The 12,429-nt window shown below is 50.4% G+C and carries 12 protein-coding genes; 11 read left to right on the top strand and 1 reads right to left on the bottom strand.

Annotated elements, in window-relative coordinates:
- The first annotated feature begins 238 nt into the window (after positions 1–238).
- Genes NSQ51_RS15860 through NSQ51_RS15850 form a run of 3 tightly spaced genes read left to right on the top strand, consistent with a single transcriptional unit; the run spans position 239 to position 2,514 of the window.
- Complete coding sequence (locus NSQ51_RS15860) at positions 239–982, top strand: YveK family protein (protein WP_121650100.1); 744 nt, start codon at positions 239–241, stop codon at positions 980–982.
- On the top strand, positions 972–1,670 hold the full coding sequence (locus NSQ51_RS15855) for a CpsD/CapB family tyrosine-protein kinase (protein ID WP_049626534.1): 699 nt from the start codon (positions 972–974) through the stop codon (positions 1,668–1,670). Before NSQ51_RS15860 ends, NSQ51_RS15855 begins: the two co-directional genes overlap by 11 nt.
- Positions 1,671–1,728: 58 nt before the next feature.
- Positions 1,729–2,514 (top strand): SGNH/GDSL hydrolase family protein, encoded by a 786-nt coding sequence (locus NSQ51_RS15850; protein WP_121650099.1) that lies wholly within the window; start codon positions 1,729–1,731, stop codon positions 2,512–2,514.
- Between the two features lie 31 nt (positions 2,515–2,545).
- Here NSQ51_RS15850 and NSQ51_RS15845 read toward each other — a convergent pair whose 3' ends face one another.
- On the bottom strand, positions 2,546–3,487 hold the full coding sequence (locus NSQ51_RS15845) for a LytR family transcriptional regulator (RefSeq protein ID WP_121650098.1): 942 nt from the start codon (positions 3,485–3,487) through the stop codon (positions 2,546–2,548).
- A gap of 233 nt (positions 3,488–3,720) precedes the next feature.
- Here NSQ51_RS15845 and NSQ51_RS15840 point away from each other — a divergent pair, with 233 nt between their 5' ends.
- The 8 genes from NSQ51_RS15840 (at position 3,721) to NSQ51_RS15805 (ending at position 12,410) form a co-directional block, all read left to right on the top strand.
- The gene (locus NSQ51_RS15840) at positions 3,721–4,485 is read left to right on the top strand and encodes a CpsB/CapC family capsule biosynthesis tyrosine phosphatase (protein ID WP_121650097.1); all 765 of its coding nucleotides are present in this window, start codon (positions 3,721–3,723) and stop codon (positions 4,483–4,485) included.
- A 451-nt stretch (positions 4,486–4,936) separates the two neighbouring features.
- On the top strand, positions 4,937–6,307 hold the full coding sequence (locus tag NSQ51_RS15835; protein ID WP_049626531.1) for an AAA family ATPase: 1,371 nt from the start codon (positions 4,937–4,939) through the stop codon (positions 6,305–6,307).
- On the top strand, positions 6,300–6,863 hold the full coding sequence (locus tag NSQ51_RS15830; RefSeq protein WP_049626530.1) for a hypothetical protein: 564 nt from the start codon (positions 6,300–6,302) through the stop codon (positions 6,861–6,863). Before NSQ51_RS15835 ends, NSQ51_RS15830 begins: the two co-directional genes overlap by 8 nt.
- Positions 6,864–6,910: 47 nt before the next feature.
- Positions 6,911–7,591, top strand: a complete 681-nt coding sequence (locus NSQ51_RS15825; RefSeq protein ID WP_121650096.1) for a hypothetical protein — start codon at positions 6,911–6,913, stop codon at positions 7,589–7,591.
- A gap of 114 nt (positions 7,592–7,705) precedes the next feature.
- Positions 7,706–8,590, top strand: coding sequence for a UTP--glucose-1-phosphate uridylyltransferase GalU (gene galU / locus NSQ51_RS15820; protein WP_121650095.1), 885 nt, complete (start codon positions 7,706–7,708; stop codon positions 8,588–8,590).
- A 110-nt stretch (positions 8,591–8,700) separates the two neighbouring features.
- Positions 8,701–9,981, top strand: coding sequence for an IS110 family transposase (locus NSQ51_RS15815; protein WP_341083684.1), 1,281 nt, complete (start codon positions 8,701–8,703; stop codon positions 9,979–9,981).
- A 512-nt stretch (positions 9,982–10,493) separates the two neighbouring features.
- Positions 10,494–11,081 carry a sugar transferase gene (locus tag NSQ51_RS15810; protein WP_183085394.1) on the top strand — a complete coding sequence of 196 codons (588 nt, stop codon included), beginning with the start codon at positions 10,494–10,496 and terminating at the stop codon, positions 11,079–11,081.
- A gap of 195 nt (positions 11,082–11,276) precedes the next feature.
- Positions 11,277–12,410 (top strand): IS4 family transposase, encoded by a 1,134-nt coding sequence (locus NSQ51_RS15805; RefSeq protein ID WP_121678437.1) that lies wholly within the window; start codon positions 11,277–11,279, stop codon positions 12,408–12,410.
- Positions 12,411–12,429: the final 19 nt, after the last annotated feature.

The raw sequence follows: 12,429 nt of genomic DNA, 5'->3' as shown, positions 1-12,429 counted from the left end.
GCCGATCGAGGCGGCCTTTTCGTTTCGCCAAAATTAGTACTGATTTAGGCTAGATATGTTTCGCTTCATTCGCTATAATGGGAATGTCGATTCATGTTCGAAAGATCGGGACAGAGGTCGAACATCGGGATGTTCTTGCGGAGGAAACATTTGTACAACCTTCCCTTTTGCATCAGAGGGGGCGTACGTACCGCGAACGTCAACCAAGAAGGAGACAGACAAGAGAGGGGGAATACTGGTGGAAGAAACGATCAGCCTGCGTGAGCTGTTCGAAACATTGCGCAAACGGCTTTGGCTCATCGTGCTGATCACCGCGCTAGCGACCGTTGTAAGCGGTGTGGTCAGCTATTTTCTATTAACGCCGATTTATCAGGCATCGACACAAATTCTCGTCAACCAAGCGAAATCGGAGCAGCAGCTCTACAACTTCAATGAAATCCAAACGAACGTGCAGCTCATCAACACGTACAGCGTCATCATCAAAAGCCCGACCATTTTGGAAAAAGTGAAAGACGAGCTCCGCCTTGACCGGACGATCGACGAGCTGAACGAACAGATTCAAGTCTCAAGCGAAAAAGACTCGCAAGTGTTCTCCGTCACCGTCCAAGATCCCGATCCTGCCTTGGCGGTCAAGATCGCCAACAAAACCGCGGAAGTGTTCAAAAACGAAATCGTCAAAATCATGAACATCGACAACGTAACGATTCTCTCGAAAGCGGAAGTGAAAGACCATCAAGCCCCGGTCAAACCGAAGCCATTGCTGAACATGGCCATCGCCTTTGTCGTCGGCTTGATGACGGGTGTAGGGCTTGCGTTCTTGCTTGAATATTTGGACAACACGATCAAAACGGAAGAAGACGTCGAAAAACATCTCGGCCTGCCGGTGCTCGGCGCGGTCAGTTTGATCACGGCGGAAGGTAGGAAAAAAGCGAAACACGAAACCGTCATTCCACAAACAAGAGGTGAAACCATTGGCTCGTAAACCAGCAGCATCAATCCGCAAAGCGGAGCGGAAGCTGATCACATTTGACAATCCGAAATCGCCCATCGCAGAGCAATATCGGACGATCCGGACGAATATCCAGTTTTCATTCATTGATGCGCCGCTTCGTTCCTTAATTGTCACGTCAACGCGGCCTGGCGAAGGGAAATCGACCACCGTGGCGAACTTGGCTGTCGTCTTCGCCCAACAAGGGAAAAAGACGCTACTTGTTGATGCTGATTTGCGCAAACCGACGGTGCATTACACGTTTCGCCTGAACAACTACATGGGGCTGACGAACGTCTTAACAGGCTCGGCGCCGCTGTTGCCGACGTGCCAAGCGACCGAAATCGATCACTTGTCGGTTTTGACGTCGGGCCCGATTCCGCCCAACCCCGCCGAGCTCCTCAGCTCGAAAGCGATGGCGCAATGCCTCGAACAGCTGTATGAGACGTTTGACCTTGTCGTCTTCGACACTCCGCCTGTCTTGGCCGTGACAGACGCGCAAATTTTAGCCAATCAATGCGACGGCACCGTCTTGGTCATCGAAAGCGGCGGCACGGAAATCGAGGCGGCCGTCAAGGCGAAGGAGCTGCTCGAAGCGGCCAACGCCAAGCTGCTCGGCGTCGTTTTGAACAAGCGGAAGCACCGCGACGGCGGGTATTATTATTACTATCAATACAAGTAACCAAAAACGGCTTCCCGACCGCGGGAAGCCGTTCTGATAGAGAAAAGGGGGAGAGCCGTTGAGAAACTTCATCTTGATCTTGTTGTTCACCGCCGCCTGCCTTGCCTTCATCATAACCGGGCATTTGTACTGGGAACGAAAAATCGACGCCACCGTGCAGGCGGCGCGGGCGAAAGTCGAAATATCCGCCAAGCAGGAAACGGAGACGAGCCAAACGGAAGCGATCCTCGCCCGCGCCAAGCAGCTGCCCGCGGCCGCACAAGCTGCCATTAAACGGGCTGTCGAGGAAAAACGCCCAATCCGCCTTGTCATCGCTGGCTCGGAATCAACGCCAGAGAACGGCGGCTGGCCTGATTTATTAAAACAGGCGCTCGACAAAGCGTACGGGAAAGGCGTGTTTCACATCACCGTCCACGAATACGAGGGTTTGACGACCGCCGACGCCGATCGGCAGCGCATCGCCGCCGACTGGGCCAAGGATAAGCCGGATCTTGTCTTGCTTGAACCGTTTTTATTAAACGACAACGGCGTCGTGACGATCGACGACACGCTCGCCCACATCCAATCGATCCTCGCCGGGCTCAAATCCGCGGCCCCGAATGCGGTCGTGATCTTGCAGCCGCCGAACCCGATTTACAACGCGACCTACTATCCGCGTCAAGTGGAACGGCTCGAAGCGTTCGCCAATGAGAACGGCTATCCGTATCTCAACCATTGGCCCGCCTGGCCCGACGATCAAAGCGAAGAACTGAACCGCTATGTCGACCCGCAAACCGACCTGCCGACCGCAGAAGGCGCCAACGTGTGGGCCAATGCGCTCGCCAAGCGCTTCATCGCCCAATAAAAACGCGCACCTTACAAGGTGCGCGTCGCATTTACTTCGCCGCTGTTGCCTTCAACTCCAGATGCTCCTTCAACTCATTTGAAATCGCCAACCGTTCGCTCTCCGGCACAAGCAAGTAATAAATGCCGTTGATTTTCGTCTCTTGTCCCGTAATATGCAGCTGCTTAATGTGCTTGCGGGCGTCTTTGTAATTCGCCTGAATGTATTTCATTTCCTCAAACGTCAAGTTCGTTTTCACGTTTTTCCCGATCGCCGCGAGCACATCGCTGTAGTTTGTGAGCGACGAGAAGCTGGCGCCTTTCTCAATAATCGCTTGAATGATCTGCTTTTGCCGGTCCTGGCGCCCGAAATCGCCGCGCGGGTCGTCGTAGCGCATGCGCGAATATTTCAGCGCTTCGTCTCCGTTCAATGTAATCTCGCCTTTCGGGAAATGCGTTCCTTCATACGTAAACGCGAACGGGTTGTTCACCGTCACCCCGCCGACGGCATTCACGATGTCGCGGAAGCTTTCCATGTTGACTTTAATGTAATAGTCAATCGGAATATCTAAGAAATGCTCCACCGTCGCCATCGTCATCTCCACCCCGCCAAAGGCGTACGAGTGGTTGATTTTATCTTCCGTCCCTTTTCCAACGATTTCGGTCCTTGTGTCGCGCGGCACGCTCACCATCTCAATCGACTGCTTGTTCGGATTCACCGTCATGACAATCAGCGTATCTGCACGCCCGCGATCCCCTTTGCGTTCATCGACACCGATCAACAAAATGGAAATCGGCGTTTTCCGTTCAAACGAAACGTCCTCTTTCCGCTTCTCCGACTTCCAGTTGACGTTCTCGTGCATTTGGTTTGCCGTCTGTTTCACATGATGATAAATAGAATAGGCGAATATTCCCGCTCCAGCGAATAACACAACAAGCAATCCCGCCACCCAGCGGAGCCATGTTTTCTTCTTTTTTCGACGTTCTGCTCTCATGCGCACTCTTCCTTTTCCATTCCGAAATTTTCGTGCATGCCATTTCGATTATAGACCGTTTTCGAAAAGAAGACAACTGACAGCCGCATTGGAAGGCGTTCCAGCTTGCCCCCTAATCGGTGGAATTTTCCTTCCATTTCGATAATGTTCGACAAATATCGCCCATTGATAGCTTGTTTTTTCTATGTTAACATAATAGGTGTTTAGTAGAGCGAAAAAAGGAGGAGTGGACGATGGTCGACATTCACAGCCATATTTTGCCCGGCGTTGACGACGGAGCGGCTGCGATGGAGAACGCCATCGTCATGGCGCAGGCTGCAGCCAAGGAAGGAATCACGACGATCATCGCCACTCCCCATCATCAAAATGGGACGTATGAAAACCCAAGACCAGCTGTCCTTTCCTTGGCGGCTGAGTTGAACGACGAATTGAAACGGCGCGGCATCGACCTCACCGTCCTTCCTGGCCAGGAAGTGCGCATCCACGGCGACTTGCTTGACGGCCTGGCTCGCGGCGAGGTGATGACGCTTGCCGATACGCCATACATTTTGATCGAATTTCCGCCCGATCATGTACCAAAGTATGCGGAGCAGCTCCTCTTTGATGCGCAAGTAAAAGGGTTCATCCCGATCATCGCCCATCCGGAGCGAAACGTTGAAATCATCGAATATCCAGAGCGGCTGTACCAGCTCGTCAAACGCGGTGCCTTGGCCCAGCTGACGGCATCAAGCGTTACAGGCCATTTCGGCAAGAACATCAAAACGTTCTCCTTTCAGCTGATCGAAGCGAACTTGGCCCACTTCATTGCCTCGGACGTCCATAACACGAAAACGCGGCCGTTCCACCTTCGCGAGGCGTACGAAACGGTCCGCAAAGAATTCGGCACCGAGGCGCTCTACTACTTCCGCGAAAACGCCGAGCAGCTCATCCGCGGCCAAGCCGTATTCCGCGATGAGCCGCAGCGAGTGAGAAAGAAAAAGTTCCTCGGCCTCTTTTAGAAATAGTTGGGAGTATGATATAAAAAAGTAGAAGAGATACTTCTTTTTTTGTCCGTTCGGTGTCGAAACATGGCTTGTTTCTTGTAGAACGATTCAGGATCATGTCGAACGGCATCCAATAGCAGCGGCTCTTTCTTTAAGACAATTCGGCGCGCGGCGAGAGATTCCTAGCAGCGGCTTCTTTGTCTTAAAGACAGGCCTTTTTCTTGCTTCGCGCTTTTTCCGGTGATGTCTCCTTACCGTTATCAATGGAGGCACTCGGCCATGCCGTGGGTGGGGACGATGACGGTCCCGGCACCTTAGACGCCTGTCGTCGAGGGTGTGGCGTGAGGGCGGGTTAGATGCCCGATTTTTCACTCGTTTTTATCTAATTCAGTGATTATGAGTCAGGCGTATCGTTTATAATAGAAAGATAGAGGATCCGTAATCTGCGAAAAGAGGCGATACGCGCATGGAACAAACTTGGGCGTTAAAGGTTGAGCGATTCGGAAAGATCAAACAGGGGGAAATCGATATTGCCCCGTTAATGTTGTTTGTCGGCGACAACAACAGCGGGAAAAGCTATTTGATGTCGCTTCTTTGGGGGGTGTTGTCCGAGGGGCGCAAGCTGTTTCCAAAAGACCCTCCGAACACGTCCACGTACAAGGAAATCGATCGCTTTCTTGAATCGTCTATCGGCGATGACTGCCTCATCCAAGACCGTGAAGCGCAGCTGTTTGTCCAATGGTTTAATGATGTTCTCAGAAACAAAAAAAGCGAGTTGGTTCGAACGATTTTTCGGCGCAAAATCCCGATCGGTTCGTTAAGCATCGAGCGGTACCGCCGTTCTGAACCGCTGCGAATCATCTTTGAAAAGAAAGATTCGCTCCAAGGCGCTCGTTTTTCGACGGGGAAACACTATATTCGCATCCCGTATACGGATCGAAGCAAGGGACAAGCGACAGAGCGGTATCGCATGGCTCAATACATTACGTGGAATTTGCTGATGGATGGACTTACATCGCCGTTTTACCCACCATCCAGACAAGGCGGCATCCAAGGGCGGGCCATTGGCGAAGCGCTGTATTTGCCCGCTTCGAGAACAGGGTTCATGTTGTCTTACAAGGCGCTGGTGCAAGAGATGATGGAACGGATGATCAACGAAGAACATGAGGAACCATCCCTTGACTTCACGTTGCCTGTCTATCGATTCTTGCAAGCGTTGTTGCGTTTGGAGGAAAGCGGACAGTCGAAATATGCGGACATCGGACGATTTATTGAAACCGAGATTGCCAACGGAACCATGGACCAAGAAAAAGGACCGATTCCATCGTTCTACTATTGCCCACAAGGCAAACAAGAGCGCTTGCCGTTATACGTCACATCGTCGCTTGTAACTGAACTGTCGCCGCTCATTTTGTTTTTAAAATCAAAAGCAACGTACCGTTCACTCTTTTTTGAAGAGGCAGAAGCGCATCTGCATCCACGCGTCCAGCGCATATTAGCGACAGCGCTTGTCAAGTTGGCCAACCGAGGCATGCCGGTGTGGTTGACCACCCATAGCGATATTTTGTTCCAACAGGTGAACAATTTGATCAAACTTCACCAGCATCCAAAGAGAGAACAGTTGATGAAAACGTATGGCTATGTCGATGAGGACGCGATTGATCCGAAAAAGGTGAGGGCGTACCAGTTCCGCATGCAAGGCCAAGACACGATCATCATGCCGCTCATTCCGACCGAAAACGGCTTTCCGGCGGAAACGTTCAATGAAGTCATTTGGCAGTTGAATGAAGAGACGTATGCATTCCAGATCGGGGAAGAGGATGGAGAGGATGAATAACCTCGAATACCTTGAGCGAAGCTTTTATGAGAAAACGGGGGAAACAGGCGGAACGTTATATGTGATCGAGCAGGAAAAATCGGGAGAAGCACAAGTAACGCTCCACTGTTCCAACGAAGCCGTAGTGTTTTCGATCAAGCCTAACAACGGATTCCCTTATCTTCGAACCAAAAACACACCCGATGGCATCGTCTTTGTCAGAAGAGAGAAGCAATGTTGGGAACTGCACATTTTTGAATGTAAAAAAACAGTAAGAGTGAAGAGTTGGGAAAAGGCGAAACAGCAGTTTGAAGGAGGCATGCTTCATGCCTATATGTTACGAGGGCTTTTGGATCTTCCGCCTTTTTCAAAAATATGTGTATACACGGCCTACCAGGATGACCATTTATCGAAAAACTCGCCAGATCCAGCTTTGTTTCGGCAGCCGGTGGGCAAACCTGTGAAGAAGCCGCCGTATGCGGACTGGGATGATCCAAGCCTTGTCATTTTGGGGTATGAAGTTCCTCATCAACGCATTCCACTGAATAACTCCGGACAAGGAGAATACACGTTGTAACGTTTCCCTGCCGCGCCATGCTATAATGGCGTCAAGGAGGTGAAGCCATGAGCCAAGAGCTGAAAGAATTGCTTCGTTCCGTCTTGCAAGAAGAACTGAAACCAGTCCACGACAGGCTCGAACGGTTGGAAGGCGCAGTCGGGCACATTCGTCAAGACGTATCGCAGCTGCAGCAAGATGTATCCCAGCTTCAGAAGGAAGTCACCCAACTGCAAGAAGGTCAACGGACATTAGAAACCACGGTTTCCCAAATTCAAAAGGACGTTGCCCAGCTCCAAGAAGGGCAGAATGCGTTGCAGCGTGATGTCGCCCAACTGCAAGAAGGCCAACGGACATTGGAAACGACGGTTTCCCAAATTCAAAAAGACATTATCCAGTTGCAAGAAGGCCAGAATGCATTGCAGCGTGAGATCGGCCAGCTCCAAGAAGGCCAACGGACATTGGAAACGACGGTCTCTCAAATCCAAAAAGACATCACCCAGCTGCAACAAGGCCAACAAACACTAGAACACGAGATGGCCGGCATGAAGCAGATGCAAGAGCGAATCCTCGAAGAGCTGCGCATTTCCAAACACAATCAAGCACTCATTTTAAACGATGTCACCAGCATAAGAAAATCCGTCGATGTCACCGTCTCGTACTTGCAGCGCCGATCCGATGTGATGTTTGACAAACTGATCGATCATGAAAAAGAAATCTTGAATCTGAAATCAAAAATGCCAAACTAAGTCCCGAAAAGGGGCTGTTTTTTATGCCCATATGCATCGGCGCATCGGCGCAGCTGCGGTTGCACCGATGCGCGGGGGCATAGGGGCCAACTATACATAGGGGGTTACATATAGATGAAAAAAGTGCGCAAAGCGATCATCCCGGCGGCGGGGCTCGGCACACGATTTTTGCCGGCGACGAAAGCGATGCCGAAAGAAATGCTCCCGATTGTCGATAAACCAACAATTCAATACATCGTCGAAGAAGCGGTCGCCTCCGGCATCGAAGATATCATCATCGTCACGGGGAAAGGGAAACGCGCGATCGAGGACCATTTCGACAACGCTTTTGAGCTTGAACAAAACTTAATTCAAAAAGGCAAATACGACTTACTCGAAAAAGTAAGAGAACCATCGAAAGTCGACATCCACTACATCCGCCAGAAAGAGCCGAAAGGGTTGGGACATGCCGTCTGGTGCGCGCGCAACTTTATCGGCGATGAACCGTTCGCCGTGCTGCTTGGCGACGACATCGTCCAAGCGGAAACACCGTGCTTAAAGCAATTAATTGACCAATATGAACAAACTCTCAGTTCCGTTATTGGTGTCAAAAGAGTGCCTGATAACGAAACGCACCGTTACGGCATTATCGATCCAATCGAACAACACGGACGCCGTTACCAAGTCCGCCAATTCGTCGAAAAACCAGCGCCAGGCACTGCACCGTCCAACTTAGCGATTATGGGAAGATACATACTTACACCGGAAATTTTCTTATTCCTTGAAAAACAAGAAGCCGGTGCCGGCGGCGAAATCCAGCTCACCGACGCGATTCAAAAATTGAACGAAATTCAACGTGTCTTCGCCTACGAATTCGAAGGCAAGCGCTACGACGTCGGAGAAAAGATCGGATTTATTAAGACGACGATTGAGTTTGCGTTGCAGCATGAGGAGTTAAGAGAAGATCTTATTCAATTCATGGAGAGAGTACTAAATGATCTGAAAGTAGAAGAGAAATAAAAGGAGCATTCCCGTTAGGAGCTTTTCCGGGGACTTGATCAAAAAAAGCCCTCTTGGTATGATGCAGGGGTGTCAAACAATACCTACCATCATGCCAAGGAGGACTTCAGATGAATTGTACACAAAACTATAAAATTGATCAAGTTACGGAACAAACGCTTGTCGTGGGCATCGATATCGCGAAACGAACCCACTACGCCTGCTTCGTGGATGACCGGGGGCGCGTGCTTCGCAAGTCGTTCCCGATCTTCCAGTCGAAAGAGGGGTTTCAGCAGCTGTATAAAGCGATTCAGGAGGCGATGCAAGCGTTTGGGAAGTCAGAGGTGATCGTCGCGGTGGAGCCGACCGGGCACTACTGGTTGAACCTGGCCTACTTCCTCGAGGAGCACGGGATCCCGTTGGTCATGGTCAACCCGGCGCATGTGTGCCGGTCGAAAGAACTCGATGACAACCTGCCGACGAAACACGACGCCAAAGACGCCCTGGTCATTGCCAGACTGGCAAAAGACGGACGATTCCTCGTCCCCCGGCTGCTGCACGAGATCGAAGCCGATTTGCGCGTGGGAAGCACGCTCAAAGAGAAGCTCCGCAAGGAACAGACGGCGGTGAAAAACGCGATCGTCCGCTGGACCGACCGATATTTTCCGGAGTTTTGGACGGTGTTTCGCGACCTGGGGAAAACGGCGCTTTCGGTGCTGGAGTGGACGCCGCTTCCGGCTGATATGGCCGGCCGGACGGTGGAGGAGCTTCTTGAGGTGTACCGGCAAAGCGAAGGGATGAAATGCCCGCAGAAGGCCAAAATTCAGGCGTTGATCAACACCGCGAAGGACTCGATTGGGGTGACGGAAGGGACAGCGATGGCCCGGTTTGAGATCGCCGCGCTCGTCCGCCGATACCGCCAATTGGAGGCGGAGATCGCCGCACTGGACGCCGAGTTGAAGGCATTGGTTCAAACGACGATGGAGTATCAATGGCTGAAAACGGTCGACGGGTTGGGAGACGCCACGATCATCGATCTGCTGGCGGAGATCGGCAGCTTCGCCCATTATCGGGACCCGCGCCAATTGGTGAAGTTGGCGGGCCTGACGCTCAAGGAGAACTCCTCCGGCCAGCGCAAAGGGCAAAAGCACATCTCCAAACGGGGACGGAAACGGTTGCGCTCGGTGCTGTTTCGGGCGATGATTCCGCTGATTCGGCATAACAAGGCGTTTCGCGAGCTGCATGAGTATTATACGACCCGATCCGTCAATCCGCTGACCGGAAAGCAGTCCATCGTCGCCTTGTGCCGGAAGCTGTTGAATGTGCTGTTTGCGATTTGTACGAAGAAACAAGCGTTTGACGCGGAGCGAATGAAACAGGACGTCTTGTCCCAGGTGCAACGGGCGGCCTAAGGCCTCCCCCTGCGAACGGAAGAATCGTTGGACAACGAGATGACACCGGAGAAGCTGGCGTGATTTCATCCATTCGACCTTGAGTCCCTAAAGGAGCTTGGCCGGCCTCCGCCTGATGACGAGACCGAACGAGGGAATGTTGGCGCGAAGACGCCCGGAGACATGGGAGGGTTCGTCCTCATCAGCGACGCGGAGATCCAAAGGGTGCATCGAATATGCTTCCCCCCCGCGGCAGGAAAATATAACCAGCCGTGGCCGCGAAGCGCACCCTAGGTCTGTAAGATATCCACAAAACTGAAAAAGGATGTAAGGGATTTTGTCGAAAAATATTTTTTGGACACCCCTGAGAGGCCGAAAAGCCTTGATAAATCAACATTTCTAGAGGGAGGACCGGGGAGTTGGCAAAGTCGAATACCGCACAGGATGCGGTTGTTTCTAATCAAAGAGTAGAATACACTTTCTTTCAAAGTTTAGAAGATACATCTAAACTATACGCTATTACGAAAAGAACAATGGATATTGTTGGAGCAATCATTGGACTTGTTTTAACAAGTCCACTTTTTTTGATTATCAGCATCTTCTACTTATTCGGTGAATCGAAAGGCCCAATTTTCTTCAAACAAGTTCGTGTAGGAAAAAACGGAAAAAGATTTCATATTTATAAATTTCGCTCGATGATTGTCAATGCAGAGGAAAAACTGAAAGCAGATAAAGAACTGTATGAAAAATATGTAAGAAACAATTATAAGTTAGAACCGCACGAAGATCCAAGAATTACAAATTTAGGACGCTTCTTACGCAAAACGAGTCTTGATGAAATTCCCCAACTGATTAACGTGTTAAAAGGGGAAATGAGTTTAGTTGGACCGAGACCAGTGGTTGAAGAAGAACTAAAAGAATACGGAAGAGAGGTTTCAAAGTTTTTATCAGTTAAGCCAGGAATTACAGGTTATTGGCAGGTAAGCGGAAGAAGTGAAGTCGGGTATCCTGAAAGAGTAGAAGTGGAATTATTTTATGTATATAACCAATCGTTGTTTTTAGATATAGTGATTCTCGTAAAAACAGTTTTGATGGTCCTTTTAAGAAAGGGAGCTTATTGATTATAGGAGAAAAGTATGTATGTCTGATAAAAAAAGATTATTTGAAAACTTTCTATCTTTAGCAACTTTGCAAGGACTAAATTATATACTTCCAGGCGTGTTGATTATCCAATAAAATCCAAAGGGTATAGAAAAAAGAGCACCTTTCCTGTAGAATGTGAGTAGCAACACAAACAAACCCAGGAGGTGCTCTCTATGAACAAGCATACCACACTCCCGAATTTGATGCAAAAACTTGTTTCGGATGAAGAGATTCAACTGATTGCCGAAGCGGTTGGGTATCGTGATTCGTCTCGAACCTTTACGTTGCGCGAGTTGATTCACTTCTTCCTGCTGGCCGCCATGCATCAATGGAAAAGCTTTCGCCACGGAGCCGATGTGGGGCCTCTGTATGGATTGCCGCGATTCCATTATTCAACTGTATCCAAGAAAGCGAAAGAAGTTCCCTATGACATCATGAAACGCTTGTTGGCGTTGATCATTTCCAAGTGCAACCGCCAAACCCGCCGTTCGCTTCGGTTTCCCAAACCGCTTCGGGTGGTGGATTCGACGACCGTCACGGTCGGGAAAAACCGCCTCCCATGGGCTCCGTATCACGGCGAACGCGCCGGAGTGAAGCTGCACGTCGCGTATTCGCCGGAATCCTCGTTGCCGGCAGACGTGGTGGAAACCATCGGACTGCGTCATGATGGCCCGGTGGGAGAACAGTTGACGAACGCTCAACAAGTGCTGGTGGAAGACCGGGCGTATTTCAAAATCGAACGCCTCGATCGATTTGTGGAGCAGCATCAGCTCTTTGTCATTCGGATGAAGGACAACATCGAACTTCATCAGAAAAAAAGCTTGAACCGCCTTCCGAGCGCATCTTCATCGGTTCAAGCCGACTTCACGTGCCAGTTGGGAACGAAACAATACCGCTCCACCAAGCGTCACCGGGTAGTGATCTTTCGAGATGCGAATGGCCGCGACATTCGGGTCGTGACGAACCTCTTCCATGCGTCTGCGGAAACCATTGCCGACATGTACCAACAACGTTGGACTGTTGAGATCTTTTTCCGTTGGGTGAAGCAATATCTGAATGTCCCGACCTTGTTTGGCACGACGGAAAATGCGGTATACAACCAACTGTTTGCGGCGTTCATCGCGTATGTGTTGCTGCGATGGCTGTATGATCAAACCAAAAAACGGACGAACGTCTCTCTTTCCTTCATTTCGTTTGTTCGCCGTTTTTTCTCTGGGCAGCTTCCTCTCGATTGGAAATCCGGGATGGCCGCTGCTTTGTTTGAGTATGCCCAAATTTATGGAAGGCGTATGTCTAATTTTGGATAATCAACACTCGTGATATACT

Source organism: Geobacillus sp. FSL K6-0789, assembly GCF_038593135.1.
Lineage (GTDB): Bacteria > Bacillota > Bacilli > Bacillales > Anoxybacillaceae > Geobacillus > Geobacillus stearothermophilus.
This window is presented reverse-complemented; position numbering and strand designations above follow the sequence as displayed.